Source organism: Mesorhizobium sp. P2_E7 (assembly GCF_056403855.1).
Genome location: NZ_JBFUER010000006.1, coordinates 99,625 through 122,447, shown reverse-complemented (window position 1 = coordinate 122,447; position 22,823 = coordinate 99,625). Strand labels below are relative to the sequence as shown.

Here is a 22,823-nt window from a genome sequence, read left to right as displayed (position 1 = left end):
CGGTCCTGTTTTTCACGCTATATGCACGCGGCCCGGATCACGGGCCGGCGTATCGCTCTCAGCGATCAGCGGAGCCCGCCGCTCACGCGCCGGGCCCCTCCTTTGTCGTCACCGATCACGCATGCGCGTGCGGGTGATGAACGTCCCAGACTGCCCAGGCCGATGCGAGAACCACCAGCACGCCAAGAACCATATGGGTTCCCATTGCGTTTGCGTTCGCCACAAAACCAAGCAGCCAGGGCGAGACGATCAGCCAGAGCCCGAGAACAAGATTCACCCACTCTTCCCACTCGGCGAATACGGAAAGCGTCGCGAAAGCCAGCGCACCGAGCACAACGCCAACAATCCAGGCGTTGTAAGCGGCAGTGGTTTCAGCGGCGAAGCCGACTATCCAGGGTGAGACGAACAGGCAAACGGCAAGGATCAGATTGATCAGATCCTGGCCACGTTTTCCTTCCATGAGTTTATTGGCCATGACAACCTCCATAGAGAAGCTTGACCAAAGCACTATGTGTCGCGTGCACCGCACGCTTAGTGATTGATATAATTACGCTTCAAATGGCCTTCAAGGAGCTGCCCAAGGCGGCCGATGGCTGCGAATTCATGGCGTAGCGCACCGAACAGGGTTGGGGCAGCCCGGTCTCGTGACGAAACGCGGCGCGCGCCTCACATCGGCCGCTTGTCGCCGGTCTTCGGCGGTTCGCGGCGGATAGTGCCGGCGTCGGTCAGCTTATGCTTGTCGGCGGCAATCCGGCGGATGCGATCGAAGCGGCTTTCCTCTGCCGGCTTCGCCGGCACGCCATTCGGCTTTGGTGCGAACGTGATCATCTGTCGGTCTCCCTGTCGTTGCTGACTGCTGACTGACGGAAATCCTTGGGCACGCCGGGAAAATCTCCCCGGCGGCCGTTGTTCTGTCTATTGCCCGGCTCCCCGGGCGGGCATTTCAGGCGGGTGGTCAGTAACCGCCCATGCCGCCGCCGTTGCCCGCAGGTGCTGCATCCTTGGCCGGGATGTCAGTGATCATCGCTTCGGCGGTGATCAGAAGCGCTGCGATCGAGCCGGCATCCTGCAGTGCGGTGCGCACCACTTTCGCCGGATCGACGATGCCCGCCTTGATCATGTCGACATAGACCTCGTTCTGGGCGTCAAAGCCCTGATTGTGGTCCTTGCTGTCGGAGAGCTTGCCGACGACGATCGAGCCTTCGACGCCGGAATTCTCGGCGATCTGGCGGATCGGCGCTTCGAGCGCGCGAAGCACAATCGAAATGCCCGCCGTCACATCGTCATTGGCGCCGGTGAGGCCGGTAAGCGCCGATCTGGCACGCAGCAGGGCCACGCCGCCGCCGGGCACGATGCCTTCTTCGACCGCCGCGCGCGTTGCGTTCAGCGCGTCGTCGATGCGGTCCTTCTTTTCCTTCACTTCCGACTCGGTGACGCCGCCGACGCGGATGACGGCAACGCCGCCGGCAAGCTTGGCCAGCCGCTCCTGCAGCTTCTCCTTGTCATAGTCGGACGTCGTCTCCTCGATCTGGCCCTTTATCTGGGCGATGCGCGCCTGGATGGTGGCCTTGGTGCCGGCGCCGTCGATGATGGTCGTGGTGTCCTTCTCGATCAGCACGCGCTTGGCGCGGCCGAGCATCTCGATGGTGACGTTTTCGAGCTTGATGCCGAGATCCTCGGAAATCATCTGGCCCGATGTCAGCACGGCGATGTCTTCCAGCATCGCCTTGCGGCGGTCGCCGAAGCCGGGCGCCTTGACGGCCGCGACCTTGAGGCCGCCGCGCAATTTGTTGACGACCAGCGTCGCCAAAGCTTCGCCTTCGACGTCCTCCGAAATGATCAGCAGCGGCCTGCCGCTCTGCACCACCGCTTCGAGGATCGGCAGCATTGCCTGCAGATTGCCGAGCTTCTTCTCGTGGATGAGGACGTAGGGCTCTTCCAGCTCGACACGCATCTTGTCGGCATTGGTGACGAAATAGGGTGAGAGATAGCCACGGTCGAACTGCATGCCTTCGACGACGTCGAGCTCGGTGTCGGCGGTCTTGGCCTCCTCGACGGTGATGACGCCGTCATTGCCGACCTTGTCCATCGCCTTGGCGATCATGGCGCCGACGGTGGCGTCGCCATTGGCGGCGATGGTGCCGACCTGCGCGATCTCGGCCGAGGACTTGACCTTCTTGGCTTTCGCCTTGATGTCCTTGACCACGGCGGCGACAGCCTGGTCGATGCCGCGCTTGAGATCCATCGGGTTCATGCCGGCGGCAACCAGCTTGGCGCCTTCGCGCAGGATCGAGGCGGCCAGCACCGTGGCGGTGGTGGTGCCGTCACCGGCGAGGTCATTGGTCTTCGAAGCCACTTCGCGCACCATCTGCGCGCCCATGTTCTCGAACTTGTCGGCAAGCTCGATTTCCTTGGCGACGGTGACGCCGTCCTTGGTGATGCGCGGCGCGCCATAGGCCTTGTCGATGATGACGTTGCGGCCCTTGGGGCCGAGCGTGACCTTCACCGCATTGTTGAGGATCTCGACGCCGCGCAGCATGCGGTCGCGCGCGTCGGTGGAGAATTTGATTTCCTTGGCAGACATTTTTTCATCCAGTTCGTATTTGGAGTGGACCTTTCGCCGCGCGGACCGCGCAGCGCGCCAATCAGGCAGCCTTCTTGGCTTCGACGCTCTTCTCGATCACGCCCATGATGTCGGCTTCCTTCATGATCAGAAGGTCCTCGCCGTCGATCTTGACCTCTGTGCCGGACCATTTGCCGAACAGGATCAGGTCGCCTGCCTTGACGTCGAGCGGAACAAGCGCGCCGTTTTCGTCACGAGCGCCGGGGCCGACGGCGATGACTTCGCCTTCCTGCGGCTTTTCCTTGGCATTGTCGGGAATGATGATGCCGCCCTTGGATTTGGTATCGCCTTCGGCGCGCCGGATGACGACGCGGTCGTGGAGTGGCCGAAACTTCATGAGAACTTCTTTCTGGGGCCTGCACAGGCGGCCACACCGCTCTTATAGGCGCGTTGGCACTCGATAGATAGGAGTGCCAAAAATTATTCGCGGGCAATCCAAAATATTAAAAAGTATTATGTGGCCTGCGGATTTCCAGATATCGCGCTCCGTCTAAATAATTCAAAAAATTGAATTTCCGCGCCAAAGCGACTATTTATCTGGAAAGTTTCGTTTCAACGGTTTCAGGCACCAGGGAGATTTAAGCGATGGCCGACGGCAATCAGAGTATCATGGAAAAAGCTGAGGCCCGCTTCATGGACAAGCAGAAGAAGACGGCCGAGCGCAACAAGGCGACCTCCGATTACGTATCCGAGGCCAGAGCCAGGGAGATCAAGACCGCAAGGCTCAGGGGATTGCGCCTGGCCAAGGAAGAGGCCGACCGCATTGAGGAAGCCCTGAACCCGACACCGAAGAAGAAGCGGGCGACAGTCAAGAAGGCTGCCGCCGCACCGAAGGGAGCCAAGTCATGAGCCTGACATTCCCCAATCCAAGCCGCAGCTATGACGAGGCCGGCAAGCGCATCCGCTTTGTCGGCCATGACGGCATGTTCCAGATTTCCTTCTCTGTCGCCGCCGATGCCATCTCGAAGGCGCCGTCGGGGACGGCGACCGCGGAAGCCACCTATCTGGCGGCTTTCGATACGGCGTCAAGGTCCATCCATGACATTGCCAGCAAGGCTTATGCCCGCACCCGCAAGAGCATCTATGTGCTCACCGCCGCGGACTTCAGCTAGCTCCCGGCGGCGATCAACCTGGATCAGGATTTGCGGTCGGCTTTTGCTCGCCGCTTGGCGTCCCGGCTGTTCAGGCGGTCGGCCATCGCTTCCGCATCGCGCACAGTCATGCCGACCATGACCTGATGCTTGAGCTCGACAGGCTGGCCGGTGAAGATGTCGAAGATGGTCCAGCTGTCAGGCTCGTCCATGCGCAAGGCGTAGCGGTTTGCCATCTCGGCGTCAGGCCTTTGACATAAAAAATGCCGCCGCCAGGATCAGGATTGTCCAGGCCAGCACCGACAGCTTCAAGACCAGGCCGCCATGCACGGAAAGAACCTCCCGCATCCGCAAAGCCATGGCATTCATGCCCTTCGACGGGGTGGGCGCTGCCGCAATCGCGACCGGGGGCTTGACGCCAAGCTTTCCAAAAGCCGGCAGCAGCGATGGCGTTCGCATGAAATGACCTCGAATTGTCGGAGAAAACAGGCCTCCTCATAACACCCTTCTTGAAACTCCCTGCATGCCAAATAGAAACCGGTCCGTGAACCGGCCATGCCGCCCGATTCGCAACCGCGTCGGGCCGGTTGTCATCTGGCGAAACCGACGCAACGCAGTTAGGTTGCGCGCGAAACTGCCGGCGAGCATGAGGTTTGTTCCAGAGCATGATGCCGAAAAGTGTGAAGCGGTTTTCGGATGACATCATGCTCTTAGGCGTGACAGGCGAACGGAGACGACGATGACGGCGCCCGGCGATTTGCTGCAAGCCCTGTTCATGAGATTGAAAAGCGACGCCTCGCTGACGGCGCTGCTCGGCGGCGCCGGGTTGCGCGAGCAGGCGGCCGACAGTGCCGCCTTTCCCTATGTCACCTATGGCCGGACCAGCGCGTTCGATCTCGACACCGGCGCCGACAATGATGACGATCAGCTGATCACGCTGCATGTCTGGTCGAAGGCGCAAGGCGAGGCCGAGACGCGTCTGATCATGGACAGCATCCGGGCGCGCCTCGACGGCGCTGCATTCGCCACCGGCTCGCGCGACCAGACCCGCCTGTCGCTGGAATTCGCCGAGGCGCGCTACGACGAGGACCTGGCGCTCCATCACGGGGTGCTGCGGATACGCGCCATCACGCAAAGCGCGACCTAAATCTGCGCCTGGATTTCGGCCTTGTCGATGACCGACCACACCTCGCGAATGCGAGCGTCTGCGAATTCGTAGAAAACATTCTCGGCGAACGTCACGCGCTTGCCGTTCACCGGCAGGCCGAACAGCATTCCCTTGGGATGACAGTCGAAATGCAGGCGCGCCGCCACGCGCGGCGGCTGGCAGACCAGCAGTTCGATGTTGAAACTGAGATCGGGAATGGCCGCGAAATCGCCTTCGAGCATGCGGCGATAGCCTGACAGGCCGAGCATTTCGCCATTGTGCTGAACTTCATTGCCAACAAACTTTCCGAGATTGGCCCAGTCCTGGGCATTCAGGCAGGCGATGTAGCCCCGGTAGAGGTCGGCAAGGTCATTATCCGTCATGGCGCACTCCGATGGTTTGGCGTTTCCTACGCCAATTAGGGCGTCGCTGAGAATGGTCGCGCCTTGAGCTGTTCCCAATCCACCTGCGACTTGAGAACCAGCTGGCAAAAAACATAACCGCGCTGCCGGTTTTCCGGCTATGAATCGCACGCCCGGTCTGAGGGGATCTGGGCGGCATGATTGCATTCATTCGTTTCGCGCGCAGGGGGATTGCGGGGATGGATTTTCAACCGTTCACCGTTCATTTCACGTTCAGCACAGTTGCGTTACAACGCTGACCATGAAAACGCTTCGCTCTCATTTCAGAACCGCGACACTGGCGCTTGGCATCGCCGGGGTGTTGGCGTCGCAGGCGACGCCGGCGGCCGCGGCCGATTGCTACGCGATCGGTCAGCAGGTTGCCGAGCAGAATGGCGGCACACTGGCCAAGGCTTCGCAGTCGACGCGGGGCGGCCAGGAGGTCTGCGTCATCGTCGTTCTGGTGCCTGGCAAGGACGGCCAGCGTCCGCGCCGCTCCGAGATCGTCGTCCCGGCGAACTAACCCCCTTGTTTCCCAGGCCGTCGGAATCGGCCTATATCTGAGACATCAACAGGCCTGACCGATCATGCGCGTACTCGTCGTCGAAGATGACAAGGATCTCAACCGACAACTGGCCGACGCGCTGGTCGATGCCGGCTATGTCGTCGACCGCGCCTATGACGGCGAGGACGGCCATTTCCTCGGCGACACCGAACCCTACGACGCCGTCGTGCTCGACATCGGCCTGCCGCAGATGGACGGCATCAGCGTCGTCGAGCGCTGGCGCCGCAACGGCCGCAAGATGCCGGTGCTGATCCTGACCGCGCGCGACCGCTGGAGCGACAAGGTGTCGGGCATCGATGCCGGCGCCGACGACTACGTCACCAAGCCGTTCCACATCGAGGAGGTGCTGGCCAGGGTGAGGGCGTTGATCCGGCGCGCCGCCGGCCATGCCTCGTCCGAGCTCACCTGCGGGCCGCTGCGTCTCGACACCAAGGCCTCCAAGGCCGATGTCGACGGCCAGCCGCTGAAACTGACCTCGCATGAGTTCCGCCTGCTTGCCTATCTGATGCACCATATGGGCGAGGTGGTGTCGCGCACCGAACTGGTCGAGCATCTCTACGACCAGGATTTCGACCGCGATTCCAACACCATCGAGGTGTTTGTCGGCCGGCTGCGCAAGAAGATGGGCATCGACATGATCGAAACCGTGCGCGGTATGGGCTATCGCATGCGTGAGCCGGAGGCGTAAGGCGGAACCGCTCCCCATACCAGCAAGGAAGCCCTTTTCGGCACGGCTCTGGCCGCGTTCGCTGGCCTTCCGCGTCATCGGCTTTTCGACGATCTGGGCGATCCTCACCCTGATCGTCATCTTCACCCTGATCACCACGCTCTACCGCCAGGCCAGCGAGCGTGGCTTCGACAGCCTTTTGTCGGCGCATCTGTTCAACCTGATCGGCTCCGTCGGCGTTTCCGAATCCGGCCAGCTCACCGGCGCTCCCGACCTCGGCGACCTGCGCTTCTCGGAGCCGAATTCGGGCTGGTACTGGTCTGTGGAGCCGGCTTCCGAAGGCGTGCATGGCAACCTTCATTCATCCTCGATGACCACGACGATCCCGTCGCCGACCGTCGCCGAGGTGCCGTTCAATTCCAGTTTCCAGCGCAGCTATTCCACCGACGGCATCGGTGACGAGGAACTGCAAGTGTTCGAAAGCGAATTCGTTCTCGACGCCAAAAACCGCGCCGCGCGCTTCCGCGTCATGGGCAACAAGACCGAGCTCGAGCAGGAGATCGCCACCTTCCAGCGTCGCCTCTTGACCTATCTCAGCCTGTTCGGCGTCGGCATGATCGCCATCAACGCCATCGCCATCCTGCTCGGCCTGCAGCCCTTGCGCCGGGTCCGCAACGCGCTTGCCATGGTCCGCGAGGGCACGGCGCAACGGCTCGACGGCCAGTTCCCCGCCGAGATCGAACCGCTTGCCAACGAGACCAACGCTCTGATCGAAAACAACAAGCGCATCGTCGAACGCTCACGCACGCAAGTCGGCAACCTTGCCCATTCGCTGAAGACGCCGCTCGCCGTGCTGATCAACGAGGGGCGGGCGCTGGGCGGCGCCAAGGGCCAGCTCATTGCCGACCAGGCCGCCTCGATGCAGAAGCAGGTCGATCACTATCTGCAGCGGGCGAGGGTCGCGGCGCAGCGCGACAGCGTCGTCTACCGCACGCCGGTGACGCCGTTGGTCCAGCGCATGGTGCGCGTGCTGCAGAAGCTCAAGCCTGATGTCAGCCTGTCGCTTGCCTTGCCGGCGGCCGACATCGTCTTTGCCGGCGAGCGCGAAGATCTTGAGGAACTGCTTGGCAATCTCCTCGACAATGCGATGAAATGGGCAAAGAGCACTGTCGCCGTGTCCGTCACGCCGGCCGGCGCCGCCGGCTTGTTCGAGATCGCAATTGAGGATGACGGTCCAGGCATTCCCGAGGACAAGGCGCGCGATGCGCTGAAACGCGGCCGGCGCCTCGACGAGACCAAGCCGGGCACCGGGCTCGGACTTGCCATTGTTGCCGACCTCGTCAACGAATATGGCGGCGCGCTTGCGCTGGACCGCTCCGCCATGGGCGGGTTGAAGGCGGTGGTGCGCCTGCGCAGCCTTCCATGATGCTCTTCCCGGGAGCCAATCGACATGGCCGAATGCCTGTGTTATGGCGGCCCATCGATTGCACAAAAGCCGTTAAAAACGGCCAAATTTCCGACAAATATCAATAGTATGGCCTCCAGATATCCCCGATGACGCGGCCCCCCAGCGCATCCCGTTCAAGAAAACTGGTTGTAGGCATGAAGATTCGCGTTGCGCTCGTTTCCGCACTGCTCGCTCTCTCCGGCTGCGGAACCCTGAGCAAGGGCGGCGGCCCGGATATCTCCATCACCAACCCCCCTGCGTCGCCTCCTTCAGGGGCTAAAGTCGCGACGACGATCATCTCGGCCATGGCCGGCGGGCTCGTCGGCGGATCGATCGGCAGCGGCCTGAGCGAGACCGAGAAGCGCAAGGCGCTCGAGGCGGAATACAAGGCGCTCGAATACACGGCGAGCGGCCAGAAGGTGACGTGGAAGAGCGACAGTTCGGCCCATTCTGGCGAAGTCGTCGCGGCCCAACCCTATCGCGTCGGCTCACAGGACTGCCGCCAGTACACCCATACAGTGTTCACCGGCACGGCCGGCCAGACCGCGCGTGGCACCGCCTGCCGCAACGCCGACGGCAGCTGGACGCCGCTGACCTGATGGTCCACCGGATCGGGTCCGGTTGACGTCGGTCAACGACCACGCCGTCAAAGCGTCGCAGGATGCCCATGTTGGCAGAGCAGGGCTCTGCCGGTATTGGATGAAAAGATGCTGTTCTGGGTCATAGCCGCAATCCTAACGCTCGGCGCCAGCTTGGCGGTGCTGCTGCCGCTGGCCGGTGGCTCGAAAGGCGCGTCGACTGCCGGCGACCACGACCTCGAAGTCTATCGCGACCAATTGGCCGAGCTCGAGCGTGACGCTACGCGCGGCCTGATCCAGCCGGCGGAAGCCGAGGAGGCGCGCGCCGAAATCGCCCGCCGCATCCTTCGCCTGGGAAATGTCGGTCAAGTCGATCAGCCTGGCGCGCGGCAGGCGTCGCGGGCGGCCAGGCTGGTGGCGACGTCAGCGGTGCTGGTGGTCCCGCTGCTCAGCTGGGGCCTGTACAGCCAGCTCGGTTCGCCCGATTTGCCGTCACAGCCGCTTGCCGAGCGGCTGGCCAAGAACCCGGCCGACTCCTCTGTCGATGAGCTGGTGGCGCGCGCCGAGGCCCATCTTGCCGCCAATCCGTCCGACGGCAGGGGATGGGACGTGCTGGCCCCGATCTATCTGCGCCTGCAGCGCTTTTCCGATGCCGTGACCGCCTATCGCAACGCCATCCGCCTCGATGGCGACACCGCTGCCCGCGAGGCCGGTCTCGGCGAAGCGATCGCCAATGCCGCCGGCGGCATCGTTTCGGCTGACGCCCAATCAGCTTTCGAGCAGGCATTGAAGCTCGACCCGGCAAACCCGAAGGCGTCCTTCTATCTGGCCATGGCGCTGGCGCAGGAAGGCCGCCTGACAGAGGCGACCGCCGCCTGGCAGAAAATGCTCGGGCTCCTGCCGCCGGATTCGCCCTGGCGAGGCGCTGTCCAACAGGCGTTGGCCGAGGCTGCCAACCGCAGCGTCGCGTCAGGAGAGCCCGCGAAAGGCCCCGATGCCGCAGCCGTCGATGCTGCCACGTCGATGGCGCCGCAGGACAGGAAGGCCATGATCGACACGATGGTCGCCGGTCTCGACGAAAAACTGCGACAAAATCCGCGTGACACGGAAGGATGGATGCGGCTCATTCGTTCCTATGTGGTGCTGGGCAAGGCCGACCAGGCGCGCGACGCGCTGCATCGCGGTATTGCCGTGTTTGGCGCCGACAGTGAGGAAGCGAAGAAATTCACCGCCTTTGCCGCCTCGCTCGGCCTGACGGCGACGGAGTAGGGCATGACGCGCAAGCAGAAGCGATTGTCGGTGATTGTCGGAGGACTGGCCTTTCTCGGCGCCGCCACCGGGCTGACCTTCTACGCGCTCGGCCAAAAGGCCTCGTATTTCTATATGCCTGCCGATCTGACCACAGCCAGCCTGCAGCCGGGCCAGCGCATCAGGCTGGGCGGCCTCGTCGAAAAGGGCACGGTCGTTCGCGGGCAGGGCGCAACCGTTGCGTTTTCGGTGACCGACACGCACAAATCGGTCAAGGTCACCTATACCGGCATCCTGCCCGACCTGTTCCGCGAGGAGCAGGGCGTCATCACCGAAGGCAGCTTCGGCGCGGACGGCGTCTTCCTCGCCGACAGCGTGCTGGCCAAGCACGACGAACGCTACATGCCCAAGGAAGTGGCCGACGGCCTGAAAGCCAAGGGTGTGTGGCAGGAAAGCAAGAGTGAGTGATGGTTGAGACCGGACATTTCGCGCTTGTCCTCGCTTTCGCGCTGTCGCTGGTGCAGACGCTGGTGCCGCTCATCGGCGCCCGCACCGGTAACCAGCGGCTGATGGCTGTCGGCGGCCCGGTCACGGTCACCGGTTTCGCGCTCACGGCTTTATCGTTCGCCGCATTGGCCGGAGCCTATGCCGCCTCCGATTTCTCGGTGGCCAGTGTGTGGGAAAACTCGCATTCGCTGCAGCCGCTGATCTACAAGATCACCGGAACCTGGGGCAATCACGAAGGCTCGATGCTGCTCTGGGTCCTGATCCTGACCTTCTTCGGCGCGCTGGTCGCCGTCTTCGGCTCCAATCTGCCGGCAACGCTGCGGGCCAATGTGCTGGCCGTGCAAGGGGCGATCGGCGCCACCTTCTTCCTGTTCATCCTGGCGACGTCCAATCCGTTCATCCGGCTCAATCCGGCACCGATCGAGGGCCGCGACCTCAACCCGGTCCTGCAGGACCTCGGCCTCGCCATCCACCCGCCGCTGCTCTATCTCGGCTATGTCGGCTTCTCCATCTGCTTCTCTTTCTCCGTCGCGGCCCTCATCGAAGGCCGCATCGATGCGTCCTGGGCGCGCTGGGTGCGGCCATGGACGCTGGTCGCCTGGATGTTTTTGACCGGCGGCATCGCCATGGGCTCCTACTGGGCCTACTACGAGCTCGGCTGGGGCGGCTTCTGGTTCTGGGACCCGGTCGAGAACGCCTCCTTCATGCCGTGGCTGGCCGGCACGGCCTTGCTGCACTCGGCGATCGTCATGGAAAAGCGCTCGGCGCTCAAGATCTGGACGCTGCTGCTCGCCATCCTGACCTTCTCGCTATCGCTGCTCGGCACCTTCCTGGTGCGCTCCGGCGTGCTGACCTCGGTGCATGCCTTCGCCACCGACCCGACTCGCGGCATCTTCATCCTATGCATCTTGACGCTGTTCATCGGCGGTTCGCTGGCGCTGTTTGCGCTGCGCGCCTCCAGGCTGACGGCCGGTGGCCTGTTCCACCCGATCTCGCGCGAAGGCGCGCTGGTGCTCAACAATCTGTTCCTGACCACCGCCACCGCCACCGTGCTGGTCGGCACGCTCTATCCGCTGGCGGTCGAGGCGCTTTCTGCCGGTAAGATCTCGGTCGGCGCACCGTTCTTCAACCTGACATTCGGCCCGCTGATGGTGCCGCTGCTGGTCGTGGTTCCGTTCGGGCCGCTGCTCGCCTGGAAGCGCGGTGACCTCTATGCCGTCGCCCAGCGCCTGATGGCGGCCTTCGCCGCAGCCTTGGTGGCGATGCTGGTCACCGGCCTGTTCATCGACGGCGCGTCGGTGTTCGCCGCTCTTGGCGTCGGCCTTGCCTGCTGGCTGGTCTGCGGCGCGCTCACCGACCTTGCAATCAAGTCCGGCTTTGGCTCGGTGGCACCGGCCATCATGCTGCGCCGTTTCGCCGGCCTGCCGCGTTCGGTGTTCGGCACCGCCCTTGCCCATCTCGGACTCGGGCTGACGACGCTCGGCATTGTCGGCACGCTGTGCTTCGGCACCGAGAAAATCCTGTCGATGCATCCCGGCGAAAGCGTCGAACTGTCCGGCCACACGCTGCGTTTCGAGGGCCTTTTCCCGGCGCAAGGCCCGAACTACAACGAGCAGCGCGGCCGCTTTTCCCTGATCGGCGCCGATGGCGGCGTTTCGGCGGAAATCACCTCGGCCAAGCGATTCTTTCCGGTGCGGCAGACGACGACGACCGAATCCGGCATCGAGACGCTTGGATTCAGCCAGCTCTATCTGTCGTTGGGCGACGAAGGCACCGATGGTTCGGTCGTGGTGCGCCTGTGGTGGAAGCCACTGGTGACGCTGATCTGGGGCGGTGCTCTGGTGATGATGGCGGGGGCGGCGATGTCTCTGCTCGACCGTCGCCTGCGCGTCGGTGCGCCCTCGCGCCGCCGCAAGCAGGCAGCTGCCATGCCATCGGCAGGCGTGCCGTGAGCACCAGATTCTCGCTGGCCTCGCTCATTCTGCTGCTGGCGCTGCTGTTTGCCGGCGCAGCGCAAGCGGTGAAACCGGACGAGGTTCTCGCCGATCCCGCGCTGGAGGCGAGGGCGCGGCTCCTGTCGGAAGGCCTGCGCTGCATGGTCTGCCAAAACCAGTCGATCGACGAATCCGATGCAGACCTTGCCCGCGACCTGCGCATCCTGGTGCGCCAGCGCCTGGTCGCCGGCGATACCGACCAGCAGGTGATGGACTACATCGTGTCGCGTTACGGCGAGTTCGTGCTGTTGAAGCCGCGCTTCAGCCCGCGCAACGCCTTGCTGTGGGGCACGCCGGTGTTGCTGCTTCTGGTCGGCGGCATTTTCATCGTGGCGACCACGCGCTCCCGCCGCTCGCTGGCAACCAAGGCGCTAAGCGCCGAGGAACAGGCGGCGCTGGACACCATCCTGCGGCGCGACTGAACAGCGCCAACATTACAAAACTTTCATGCTTCGGAAATGGCGCCGTAATGTGCGCCTCTCTATTCCTCTTGTCCGAGGATGCTCTGCCTGAGCCGCATCCAGTGAAAAAAGAGGATACAGATCCATGTCTATTGCCCCCAATTCATATTCCCGCACCCGCAAGCGCCTGTTGGCCGCCGCCGGTTCGCTGGCCATTGCCGGCGCCATCGGCTTCGGTGCCGTTGCCACCGGCACGGCCCCCGTTCTGGCTGATGCCGTGCGGGTCGAAGCACCGCAGGTGCCGGGCTTTGCCGATGTCGTCGAGCGCGTTTCGCCCGCCGTGGTCAGCGTCAAGGTCAAGGCCAAGATCGAACCTGCCGCCGATGACGGTTCCGACCAGTCCGACGATCCGGACGGCTTCAACAACATGCCGGACAACCCGCAGCTGCGCCAGTTCTTCAAGCAATTCCGCGGCTTTGGCGATCAGAACGGCCAGGGCGGCGGCAACCGTCGCTTCAGCCATCGCGACCACAACAACGACCAGCCGCGCCCGGTGGCGCAGGGCTCCGGCTTCTTCATCTCCGACGACGGCTATCTCGTCACCAACAATCATGTCGTCGAGGAAGGCTCGGCCTTCACCGTGGTGATGAATGACGGCAAGGAACTCGACGCCAAGCTGATCGGCACCGATCCGCGCACCGATCTGGCCGTGCTCAAGGTCGATGGCGTCGGCAAGTTTACCTATGTCGACTTCGCCGATGATTCCAAGGTTCGCGTCGGTGATTGGGTGGTTGCCGTCGGCAATCCGTTCGGCCTCGGCGGCACTGTCACCGCCGGCATCGTCTCGGCCCGTGGCCGCGACATCGGCGCCGGTCCCTATGACGACTTCATCCAGATCGACGCTTCGGTCAACCGCGGCAATTCGGGCGGCCCGACCTTCAACCTCAACGGCCAGGTCGTCGGCATCAACACGGCGATCTTCTCGCCCTCGGGTGGCAGCGTCGGTATCGCCTTCGACATTCCGGCCTCGACCGCCAAGCAGGTCGTGCAGGACCTGATGAAGAGCGGCTCGGTGCAGCGTGGTTGGCTCGGCGTCGAAATCCAGCCGGTCACCTCGGATATCGCGGAATCGCTGGGCTTGAAGTCGCAGAACGGTGCCCTGGTTTCCAGCGCCCAGGACGGCGGTCCCGGCAAGAAGGCCGGCATCACCGCCGGCGACGTGATCACCCAGGTCGAAGGCAAGGACGTTGCCTCTCCGAAGGAACTGGCCCGTCTGATCGGCGCCTATTCGCCCGGCAAGTCGGTTGACGTCACGGTGTGGCGCGACGGCAAGAGCCAGACGATCAAGGTCGATCTCGGCACCCTGCCTTCGAGCGATAAGCAGGCCTCTGCCGACCCGCAGCAGCCCGCAGCCCCGGCAAAGCCGGCCGCGCTGGCCGATCTCGGGCTCACTGTCACCAAGTCGGAAAACGGCAAGGGCCTGGTGGTCACCGATGTCGACCCCGACAGCGATGCCGCCGACCGTGGCATCCAGCCCGGCGATGTCATCACCTCGGTCAATTCGACGGAGGTGAACGGCACCGAGGATGTCGCCAAGGCGATGGCCGATGCGGTCAAGTCCGGCCGCAAGGCGGTGCTGATGCAGATCACCCGCGACGACTCGAACCGCTTCGTCGCGCTGCCGGTCGCCAAGGGCTGACATCGAACACTTTTCCAGTGCGGCGGTTTCAACACCCCCGAGCCGCCGCACGGAAAAGCAAGGGGCCGAACGCGTTAGTCAGTCATCGTGTTCTGCCCCCGGCGGCAGCGGGCCCCCATCGCCCGCTGCCGCTCTAACAGCAAAGCATGTCGCCCAAAAGTGCACGGCAGTTTTGGGACAAACGACATGCTTGAACGAAAGCTTTCACGCTCATGGCGGCCCCTCAATCTTCCGGCGAAATCGCGTATAACGGCTCTATGAAGATTCTCGTCATAGAAGACGATCGCGAGGCGGCCGACTATATGCAGAAGGCCTTTGCCGAGGCCGGGCACACCGCCCATGTCGCCGGCGACGGCGAAACCGGCTTCGCGCTTGCCGATGCCGGCGACTATGACGTGATGGTCGTCGACCGCATGATGCCGCGCCGCGATGGGCTTTCCGTGATCGCCGGCCTGCGCTCGCGCGGCAACACCACGCCGGTGCTGATCCTGTCGGCGCTGGGCGAGGTCGACGACCGCGTCACCGGCTTGCGCGCCGGCGGCGACGACTATCTGACCAAACCCTACGCCTTTTCCGAATTGCTCGCCCGCGTCGAGGTGCTGAACCGCCGCGCCAGCGCCAGGGAAGCCGAAACCGTCTACCGGGTCGGCGATCTTGAGCTCGACCGTCTCTCTCATTCCGTCAAGCGCGCCGCGCGCGAGATCACGCTGCAGCCGCGCGAATTCCGCCTGCTCGAATATCTGATGCGCCACGCCGGCCAGGTGGTGACGCGCACCATGCTGCTCGAAAATGTCTGGGACTACCATTTCGACCCGCAGACCAACGTCATCGACGTGCATGTCTCGCGGCTGCGCGGTAAGATCGAGAAGGGTTTCGACAAGCCGATCCTGCACACCGTGCGCGGCGCCGGCTATATGCTGAAGAGCGGCTAGAACGCCAATGGCCCTTTCCCTGCCGGCCATCATGAGGACGACGGCGGCGCGGCTTTCGGCGCTTTATTTCCTGCTTTTCGCGCTGTGCGCCGTGCTGCTGGTCTTCTACATGACGTCGCTGTCGGCGCGCATGCTGACCGGCCAGACCCAGCAGACGATCAATGACGAGGTGCTCGGCCTGGCGCGAGCCTATCAGCGCGGCGGTCTGCCGGTGCTGGTGCGCGTGGTCGAGCAGCGTTCGCGCCAGCCCGGCGCCAACCTCTATCTGATCGCGGACGCCAACGGCCAGATCCTCACTGGCAATGTGCAGAGCCTGGAGCCGGGTGTGCTCGAGACCGATGGCTGGACGACCGAGCCGTTCTCCTACCGCCGCTTCGGCGAAGGCGAGCTTGAGCGGCAGCGCAATCAGGCTGCCGACCCCAACGGGACGCAGCCCGGCGAGCCCGAAGTTCAGGTGGAAGGCGAGAAGGGTCACAACGCCATCGCGCTGGTGCTCAGGTTGCCCAACCAGATGATCATGCTTGTCGGCCGCGACCTCGGCGAACCCGAGCGCTTCCGCGCCGTCATCCGTCGCGCCTTGATGCTGGCGCTGGGCATGATGGGGCTGGGCGGGCTGCTGATCTGGTTCTTTGTCGGCCGCGCGGCGCTGAAGCGCATCGACAGCGTCTCGGAAGCGAGCCGCCGCATCATGGGCGGCGATCTCACGGGACGCCTGCCGGTGACCGGCGCCGGCGACGAGTTCGACCGCCTGTCGGAAAACCTGAACACCATGCTGGCCAGGATCGCGACGCTGAACGAAGGCCTGAAGCAGGTCTCCGACAACATCGCCCACGATTTGAAGACGCCGCTGACCCGACTGCGCAATCGCGCTGAGGCCACGCTTTCGGGCAAGCACAAGACCACCGACTACCGGCAGGCGCTGGAAGGCACCATCGCCGAGTCCGACCAGTTGATAAAAACCTTCAACGCCATCCTGATGATCTCAAGGCTGGAGGCGGGCTATTCCTCGGAAAGCACCGGCAAAGTCGATCTCGCCGCCGCCGTGCACGATGTCGTCGAGCTTTACGAGCCTGTGGCGGAGGAAGCGGGCGTGGCGCTCGAAACCGCCGTGGAAGGGGACTTCACAGTTAATGGCAACCGCGAGCTGATTGGCCAGGCGCTGTCGAACATCGTCGACAACGCCATCAAATATTCAACCGACGCAGCTGAAAAGCCGGCCGTGCGCGTGACGCTGCAGCGCGTCGGTCATGACATCCGGCTTTCCGTTGCCGACAACGGCCATGGCATTCCCGATGATGCCGACCGTGCCAGGGCGACCGAGCGCTTCGTGCGACTGGAAAAGAGCCGCTCGCAGCCGGGTTCGGGCCTCGGCCTGAGCCTCGCCAAGGCGATCATGACGTTCCACAATGGCCGGCTTGAACTTCTGCCTGCCAATCCCGGATTGTCCGTTATCATGAGTTTCCCCGTGCGGGAGGATCACTGATGGCGGTGAGGATGGCCGAGACGCGGATCGAGACGGAATGGCAGCTGCAGCTGGCGGCGCAACTTGCGCCGCTGGACGAGAGCCGCGCCCGGCGTGAACTGTCGGAGATCGCTGGCGACGCCGAGGACGAGAACCTGCCGCGGCTGGCGAAATTCCTAGCGGGCAAGGGCGCCGCCCAGGATTTTCTCGCTGCCGTCTTCGACCTCTCGCCCTTCCTGCGCGATGTCGCGCGCCGCCGGCCGCAAATTCTCGATGCGCTGTTCGATGCCAGTGTCGAGGCCAGGCTGACCAGCATTAGCGACGCCATCGGCAAGGCCGCCTTTGCCGAGACCGTCTCGGAATCGAGCCTGATGATGGAGCTCAGGCAGTGGAAGGGGGAAGCTCACTTCCTGATCGCGCTCGCCGATCTCGCCGGCGAGGCCGAGACATCGCTGACGGTCAGGCGTCTCAGCGATCTCGCCGACGCCTGCAGCCGTGCTGCCGTCGACTTCCTGCTGCGCGAGGCGCACAGCCAGGGCAAGCTCAAACTGCCGGATCCCGAAAAGCCGTCTCAGCAGTCCGGCTGGATTCTGCTCGGCATGGGCAAGCTCGGCGCCCATGAACTGAATTTTTCCTCCGACATCGATCTCGTCGTCTTCTTTGATCCCGAGGCGCCGGCGATCGTCGATCCGCTCGATGCCACCGACCTGTTTGCGCGCCTCACCCGCAGGCTGGTCCGCATCCTGCAGGACCGCACCGAGCACGGCTATGTCTTCCGCACCGACCTCAGGCTGCGGCCTGACCCCGGCTCGACGCCGCTGGCGATCCCGGTCGAGGCGGCGCTCCGCTACTATGAGGCGCGCGGCCAGAACTGGGAGCGTGCCGCCATGATCAAGGCGCGCCCGGTGGCCGGCGATCTCGCAGCCGGCGAGGCGTTTCTGCGGGAGTTGCAGCCCTATGTCTGGCGTAAATACATGGACTATGCGGCGATCGCCGACGTCCATTCGATCAAGCGCCAGATCCATGCCCACAAGGGCCATGGCGAAATCGCGGTGAAGGGCCACAACGTCAAGCTCGGTCGCGGTGGCATTCGCGAGATCGAGTTCTTCGTCCAGACCCAGCAACTGATCGCCGGCGGACGCTTTCCCGAGTTGCGTGGCCGCGAGACCGTGCCGATGCTGGGTGCTCTGGCGGCGCGCAACTGGATCACCGCCGACGCTCGCGACACGCTCACCCGCCAATACTGGTTTCTGCGCCGCGTCGAACATGCCATTCAGATGGTCGCCGACGAGCAGACGCATATCCTGCCCGACGATGATGAGGGGCTGGAGCGCATCGCCCAAATGCTGGGCTTTGCCGATGCCGCCAAATTTTCCGAAACTTTTCGCGCTGCTTTGCATGAAGTCGAGCGCCATTACGCGGCGCTGTTTGAAACCGCGCCGGAACTGTCGGCCGGCGTCGGCAATCTGGTCTTTACCGGCGATGTCGACGATCCCGACACGCTGCGCACCTTGCACGGCCTCGGCTTCAAGCGGCCGAGCGACATCTGCCGCGTCATCCGCGGCTGGCATTTCGGCCGCTACCGCGTCACCCAGTCGGCCGAGGCGCGCGAGCGTCTGACCGAACTGACACCGGCGCTGCTCAAAGCCTTCGGCCAGACGCGCCGGGCCGACGAGGCGTTGGTGCGCTTCGACGAATTCCTCGCCGGTCTGCCGGCCGGCATCCAGCTGTTTTCGCTGCTGCAGTCGAACCCCGCTCTGCTGAAACTGATGGCGACCATCATGGGCGCCGCACCCCGGCTGGCGGCGATCATCACCAAGCGTCCGCATGTCTTCGACGGCCTGCTCGATCCGGCGCTGCTGAACGAATTGCCCAATCGCGCCTATCTGTCCGCAAGGCTGGCGGCTTTCATCGAAGGTGACAGGGCCTATGAGGACGTGCTCGACCGTCTGCGCATCTTTGCCTCCGAGCAGAAGTTCCTGATCGGCGTGCGCCTGCTCGCCGGCTCAATCAGCCCCAGCCGTGCCGGCCGTGCCTTTTCCGACCTCGCCGACCTCACCATCGACGCCGCACTGCAAGCGGTGACGGCCGAATTCGCACTGCGCCACGGCCGCATCGCCGGCGGCACGGTTTCGCTGCTCGGCATGGGCAAGCTCGGCAGCCGTGAGCTTACCGCCGGCTCGGACGTCGACCTCATCCTGCTTTACGATCACGACGCCGATGCCGAGGAATCCGACGGCCACAAGCCGCTGGCGCCGTCGCACTACTACACCAGGATGACGCAGCGGTTGATCGCGGCTGTCTCAGCGCCGACCGCCGAGGGCGTTCTCTACGAGCTCGACCTGCGCTTGCGGCCATCCGGCAACAAGGGGCCGGTCGCCACCCATGTCGACGCCTTCAAGAAGTACCAGCGTCAGGAAGCCTGGACCTGGGAGCACATGGCGTTGGCCCGCGCCCGTGCCATCGGCGGTGACGCCGCACTGTGCTTCGAGGTTGAAGTCGAGGTGGCCAAACTTTTGGCCCTGCCGCGCGACGCTGCCAAGGTGCGGGCCGAGGCAACCGAGATGCGCGCGCTGATCGAGAAGGAAAAATCACCGCGCGATCTCTGGGACATCAAGCTGATCCCTGGCGGCCTCATCGACCTCGAATTCATTGCGCAAGTGGCCGTCATCACCGGCCAGGTTGAAGCCGGCAACAGGGTGACAGCGACCGGCGAAATCCTGTCGCATCTGACGCCGGATTTCGCCGACGCAGATGTCAGGCAAGAGCTTTGCGAAGCCTATCAACTCTATCTGGCGCTGACCCAGATGACGCGGCTTTGCCTTACCGGCGCATTCGAACGCGACGACGTTCCGCCGGGATTGTCAGATCTGCTTCTGGCGGTGACTGACCTGCCGGATTTCGGTGTGCTGGAAGCACATCTCAAGGAGACGTCGCAAAAGGTCAGAAAGGACTTCGACCTTTTGCTTCGTACGAAAGGGTCGTGAGGGCGTGAAGCGCTGACGGCTGTTTCGGATCGCATCGGGGGTGACGATGCAACAGGAGATATCAATGAGAAAGACAACCGGACTTGCCCTTGCCTTCGTCGCGCTCGCCGGCGCCGTCGGCACCACCGCCTATGCCGAAAACAATCATAGCGCCAGAATGCGCGAGGACACGATGATGCGCCTCGACAAGGCGATGAAGGATTCCAACGGCACCATCAGCTTCGATCAGTTTTCCGACGTCATGAACGCACGGCTCAAGAAGCTGGTCGCCGACAATGGCGGCAAGCTCACCGTCGCCCAGCTCGCCGACGCGCTGGAGAAGGCGCGTTTCGAAGAAATGGCCAAGCGAATCGTCGCCCGCTACGACACCAAGGGTGACGGCACGCTGACCACCGACGACATCACCGGGCGCGAGAAGAAAGTGTTCGCCATGCTCGACCGCAACAATGACGGCAAGATCGAGCGCAACGAACTGCCGAAGAGCGGCCGCATGGGCCGCCACCGCCAATGGGACGGCGGCGACGACAGCATGCAGTGAGGTTGAGTGATCTGGGTCCGGCGGCAAGGCCGCCGGATTCTGCACGGTTTGGCCACGATGAAAAACTAGGCCGCAGCCTTCACCGCCGGCGCCGCCTTCTTCACCGGAATGCGCACCGATACGATGGTGCCGACGCCTTCGGTCGAGCGGATTTTCAGCGCGCCGCCCTGCAACTCGGCCAGTGAGCGCGAGATAGCGAGGCCAAGGCCGGAGCCGGCGTGGTTCTTGGAAAACTGGTTCTGCACCTGTTCGAACGGCCGCCCGAGCTTGCTCAGCGCTTCCTTCGGAATGCCGCAACCATTGTCCTCGATGGTCAGCACCAGCGCGCCTGAAGTATTGCGGGCACGCACCGAGATGTGGCCGCCCTGGCCGGTGAATTTTACCGCATTCGACAGAAGGTTGATGGCGATCTGCTTGATCGCCCGGCGATCGGCGAACAGGGTCATCGTATCGGCGATGCGGGTTTCGACCGTGATCGATTTCTCCGCCGCCTGCAGCGAGATGACGCGGACCGTCTCGCGGATCAGCGGACAGAGATCGATCTCCTCGCGGTCCATCGAGAACTGGCCGGCTTCGATCTTCGACATGTCGAGTATGTCGTTGATGACGCCCAGCAGATATTTGCCGCTGCCGTTGATGTCGTTGGCATATTCCTCGTAGCGCGGCGAACCGAGCGGCCCGAACAGGCCCTGTTCCATCAATTCGGAGAAGCCGATGATGGCGTTGAGCGGCGTGCGCAGCTCATGCGACATGTTGGCTAGGAATTCGGACTTGGCCCGGTTGGCGGCCTCGGCGCGCTCGGTTTCCTTCATGTATTTGCGGTTGAGTTCGACCAGTTCCTTGGCGCGTTCCTCCTCGGCCCGGCGGGCGAGGCTGAGGTCGTGGATGGTCGCCATCAGCCGGCGCTCGCTGTCGACCAGCTTCTCCTGGTGCAGTTTGATCTGGGTGATGTCGGAGCCGACCGAGACGGTGCCGCCATCCCTGGTCCTCAATTCGTTGACCTGAAGCCAGCGGCCGTCGGAGAGCTGCCGCTCGAAGGTCGCGCCGCCTTGCGGCCCGTTGGTGTTGGCCAGCCGGCGTTCCGAGGCGAAGGCCAGCATGCGCTCCTCAAGCACGGCGCGTGCCGCACCCGGCATGACGTCGCGGTCCGACAGGCCGTTGTCCTTCTGGTATTTGGAATTGCACATGATCAGGTGCTGGGCGGCATCCCACAGCACGAAGGATTCGTTGATGTTTTCGATCGCGGTTCTGAGCCGCAGGTCGGCCGCCTCGGAGCGCAACGCCAGATGCCGCTGTTCGGTAACGTCGACTGCAATGCCGATCAGCTGGATCTCGGGCGCTTCCGGGTCGATCACCTGCGCCCTGGCGCGCATCCACACCCACTGGCCGTCGGCGTGGCGCATGCGGAACACCTGGTCGATATGGTCGATCTCGCGCTCGACGATTTTGTTGGCCAGCTCGAACAGGTCGCCGTCCTCGGGGTGGATGATGTCATCGACCTCACCGAACGACAGCATCGAGTTGCAGGGCTCGTAACCCAGCATGTCGTACATCGAGCGCGACCAGTACATCTTGCCGCGCACCATGTCCCAGTCCCACAGGCCGCAGCGGCCGCGCACCAGCGCCATGTCGATGCGTTGATGGGCTTCGAGATAGATGCGGTCGGCCGTCTGGGCGCGCGATGCCTGGCCGAAATAGGCGTAGAGGATGATGATCAGCACGCCGGCCGTCAGCACGAACAGTGTGACGTTGAGCGACACGGTTTTGCGCCAGCTGTCGAACACGGCTTCCTGCGGCACGAGCACCGCGGCGGCGTTCTTGCGGTCCCGGGTCAGGCTGACGGCAGCATACCAGTCCTGCCCGCCGATGCTGACATCCATGACCCCGGCGCGGTCGCCGAACATGAACAGCGGCTGGCCGCCCAGCACCAGGCTGTCGAGCGACCGCCCCTGCCAGCCGGTCGACAGCGGCGACACGGCAATGATCTTGAAGGCGCTGTCGGTGATGACAAGCACATGGCTTCTGCCCATGGCGCCCTGGCGGCTGGTGCTTTCCAGCAGGTCGATGGCGCCGTTGGATGCCGCGTTCGGGTCGGCCGATATTGCATTTGCCATCTGGCCGGCGGCCAGACCCAGCACCGCCTTGACGTCGCGCTCGACCTCGTCGCGCTCGTTCATCAGCGACAGGACGCGCAATGCAGCAATGACGATCAGGAAGATGATGATGAGCGCCGGTATCGAGCGACGCAGAAGGGGTTCGGCAGCCAGGAGCCGCCGGTAGGCTGGTTCAGCGATGAGCCGCGTGTTGCCGGCGAGGCCGTCGCCTCGCGCCTTGCGCCGCTCAAAAGCCGTCCCTTCGGGCGCGCCCCACGCGTCCGCCTTGGCCATAAATGGCACTCCCCGAATTTCCGTACGCTTGACGATCCGGCAACACCGCACGTCCGAATCGTCTGTAAAGAATCAAAGGTGATTCGCCTTGTCCAGTGGCGCGGGCGAAAAACATTAAAAATTGATTGAAATAACGCATTGTTGGTCTT

At 63.7% G+C, this 22,823-nt stretch carries 24 protein-coding genes; 16 read left to right on the top strand and 8 right to left on the bottom strand.

What is annotated here, in order from left to right; translation table 11 throughout:
- Positions 1–115: 115 nt before the first annotated feature.
- From AC1DYC_RS26245 to AC1DYC_RS26230, 4 genes are all read right to left on the bottom strand, one after another.
- Positions 116–475, bottom strand: coding sequence for an SPW repeat protein (locus AC1DYC_RS26245; protein WP_477302455.1), 360 nt, complete (start codon positions 473–475; stop codon positions 116–118).
- Positions 476–666: 191 nt separating this feature from the next.
- Positions 667–828 carry a hypothetical protein gene (locus tag AC1DYC_RS26240; RefSeq protein WP_477302453.1) on the bottom strand — a complete coding sequence of 54 codons (162 nt, stop codon included), beginning with the start codon at positions 826–828 and terminating at the stop codon, positions 667–669.
- A 127-nt stretch (positions 829–955) separates the two neighbouring features.
- Positions 956–2,584, bottom strand: a complete 1,629-nt coding sequence (gene groL / locus AC1DYC_RS26235) for a chaperonin GroEL (protein ID WP_477410646.1) — start codon at positions 2,582–2,584, stop codon at positions 956–958.
- 61 nt (positions 2,585–2,645) lie between these two features.
- A complete protein-coding gene (locus AC1DYC_RS26230) occupies positions 2,646–2,960 on the bottom strand; it encodes a co-chaperone GroES (protein ID WP_019859661.1) in 315 nt (104 codons plus the stop codon).
- Positions 2,961–3,208: 248 nt separating this feature from the next.
- Here AC1DYC_RS26230 and AC1DYC_RS26225 point away from each other — a divergent pair, with 248 nt between their 5' ends.
- Together AC1DYC_RS26225 and AC1DYC_RS26220 are read left to right on the top strand one after the other, a co-directional pair.
- On the top strand, positions 3,209–3,472 hold the full coding sequence (locus tag AC1DYC_RS26225) for a hypothetical protein (RefSeq protein ID WP_477302449.1): 264 nt from the start codon (positions 3,209–3,211) through the stop codon (positions 3,470–3,472).
- Positions 3,469–3,735, top strand: coding sequence for a DUF1488 family protein (locus tag AC1DYC_RS26220; protein ID WP_352584873.1), 267 nt, complete (start codon positions 3,469–3,471; stop codon positions 3,733–3,735). Before AC1DYC_RS26225 ends, AC1DYC_RS26220 begins: the two co-directional genes overlap by 4 nt.
- Before the next feature lie 23 nt (positions 3,736–3,758).
- On the opposite strand, the gene AC1DYC_RS26215 is transcribed toward AC1DYC_RS26220, so the two are convergent.
- Positions 3,759–3,950, bottom strand: a complete 192-nt coding sequence (locus AC1DYC_RS26215) for a hypothetical protein (RefSeq protein ID WP_477302447.1) — start codon at positions 3,948–3,950, stop codon at positions 3,759–3,761.
- Positions 3,951–3,957: 7 nt separating this feature from the next.
- Complete coding sequence (locus tag AC1DYC_RS26210) at positions 3,958–4,173, bottom strand: hypothetical protein (RefSeq protein ID WP_477302445.1); 216 nt, start codon at positions 4,171–4,173, stop codon at positions 3,958–3,960.
- 280 nt (positions 4,174–4,453) lie between these two features.
- Here AC1DYC_RS26210 and AC1DYC_RS26205 point away from each other — a divergent pair, with 280 nt between their 5' ends.
- Positions 4,454–4,861, top strand: coding sequence for a DUF3168 domain-containing protein (locus AC1DYC_RS26205; protein ID WP_477302443.1), 408 nt, complete (start codon positions 4,454–4,456; stop codon positions 4,859–4,861).
- Here AC1DYC_RS26205 and AC1DYC_RS26200 read toward each other — a convergent pair.
- Positions 4,858–5,244, bottom strand: a complete 387-nt coding sequence (locus tag AC1DYC_RS26200) for an ester cyclase (RefSeq protein ID WP_477410645.1) — start codon at positions 5,242–5,244, stop codon at positions 4,858–4,860. The two genes, AC1DYC_RS26205 and AC1DYC_RS26200, sit on opposite strands and share 4 nt — an antisense overlap.
- 280 nt (positions 5,245–5,524) lie before the next feature.
- Here AC1DYC_RS26200 and AC1DYC_RS26195 point away from each other — a divergent pair, with 280 nt between their 5' ends.
- From AC1DYC_RS26195 to AC1DYC_RS26135, 13 genes are all read left to right on the top strand, one after another.
- Positions 5,525–5,785 (top strand): hypothetical protein, encoded by a 261-nt coding sequence (locus AC1DYC_RS26195; protein WP_352584879.1) that lies wholly within the window; start codon positions 5,525–5,527, stop codon positions 5,783–5,785.
- A 64-nt stretch (positions 5,786–5,849) separates the two neighbouring features.
- Positions 5,850–6,515 (top strand): response regulator transcription factor, encoded by a 666-nt coding sequence (locus AC1DYC_RS26190; protein ID WP_477410644.1) that lies wholly within the window; start codon positions 5,850–5,852, stop codon positions 6,513–6,515.
- Positions 6,499–7,920, top strand: coding sequence for an ATP-binding protein (locus AC1DYC_RS26185; protein WP_477410643.1), 1,422 nt, complete (start codon positions 6,499–6,501; stop codon positions 7,918–7,920). The genes AC1DYC_RS26190 and AC1DYC_RS26185 overlap by 17 nt, the downstream gene beginning before the upstream one ends.
- Positions 7,921–8,096: 176 nt before the next feature.
- Complete coding sequence (locus AC1DYC_RS26180) at positions 8,097–8,540, top strand: hypothetical protein (RefSeq protein WP_477285787.1); 444 nt, start codon at positions 8,097–8,099, stop codon at positions 8,538–8,540.
- 108 nt (positions 8,541–8,648) lie between these two features.
- A complete protein-coding gene (ccmI, locus tag AC1DYC_RS26175; protein ID WP_477410642.1) occupies positions 8,649–9,788 on the top strand; it encodes a c-type cytochrome biogenesis protein CcmI in 1,140 nt (379 codons plus the stop codon).
- Positions 9,789–9,791: 3 nt separating this feature from the next.
- Positions 9,792–10,235: a cytochrome c maturation protein CcmE gene (gene ccmE, locus AC1DYC_RS26170; RefSeq protein ID WP_477410641.1), complete on the top strand. Its 444-nt coding sequence runs from the start codon at positions 9,792–9,794 to the stop codon at positions 10,233–10,235.
- Positions 10,235–12,226, top strand: a complete 1,992-nt coding sequence (locus AC1DYC_RS26165) for a heme lyase CcmF/NrfE family subunit (protein WP_477410640.1) — start codon at positions 10,235–10,237, stop codon at positions 12,224–12,226. Before ccmE ends, AC1DYC_RS26165 begins: the two co-directional genes overlap by 1 nt.
- On the top strand, positions 12,223–12,690 hold the full coding sequence (locus AC1DYC_RS26160) for a cytochrome c-type biogenesis protein (RefSeq protein WP_477302430.1): 468 nt from the start codon (positions 12,223–12,225) through the stop codon (positions 12,688–12,690). The genes AC1DYC_RS26165 and AC1DYC_RS26160 overlap by 4 nt, the downstream gene beginning before the upstream one ends.
- Positions 12,691–12,814: 124 nt before the next feature.
- Positions 12,815–14,368, top strand: a complete 1,554-nt coding sequence (locus tag AC1DYC_RS26155) for a Do family serine endopeptidase (RefSeq protein ID WP_477410639.1) — start codon at positions 12,815–12,817, stop codon at positions 14,366–14,368.
- A 257-nt stretch (positions 14,369–14,625) separates the two neighbouring features.
- Positions 14,626–15,300, top strand: coding sequence for a response regulator transcription factor (locus AC1DYC_RS26150; RefSeq protein WP_023670185.1), 675 nt, complete (start codon positions 14,626–14,628; stop codon positions 15,298–15,300).
- Between the two features lie 7 nt (positions 15,301–15,307).
- Positions 15,308–16,783: a sensor histidine kinase gene (locus AC1DYC_RS26145; RefSeq protein ID WP_477410638.1), complete on the top strand. Its 1,476-nt coding sequence runs from the start codon at positions 15,308–15,310 to the stop codon at positions 16,781–16,783.
- Positions 16,783–19,749: a bifunctional [glutamine synthetase] adenylyltransferase/[glutamine synthetase]-adenylyl-L-tyrosine phosphorylase gene (locus AC1DYC_RS26140; RefSeq protein ID WP_477410637.1), complete on the top strand. Its 2,967-nt coding sequence runs from the start codon at positions 16,783–16,785 to the stop codon at positions 19,747–19,749. The genes AC1DYC_RS26145 and AC1DYC_RS26140 overlap by 1 nt, the downstream gene beginning before the upstream one ends.
- A 64-nt stretch (positions 19,750–19,813) precedes the next feature.
- Positions 19,814–20,287, top strand: coding sequence for an EF-hand domain-containing protein (locus tag AC1DYC_RS26135; protein ID WP_477410636.1), 474 nt, complete (start codon positions 19,814–19,816; stop codon positions 20,285–20,287).
- Between the two features lie 65 nt (positions 20,288–20,352).
- On the opposite strand, the gene AC1DYC_RS26130 is transcribed toward AC1DYC_RS26135, so the two are convergent.
- A complete protein-coding gene (locus AC1DYC_RS26130) occupies positions 20,353–22,674 on the bottom strand; it encodes a PAS domain-containing sensor histidine kinase (protein WP_477410635.1) in 2,322 nt (773 codons plus the stop codon).
- Between the last annotated feature and the right edge of the window lie 149 nt (positions 22,675–22,823).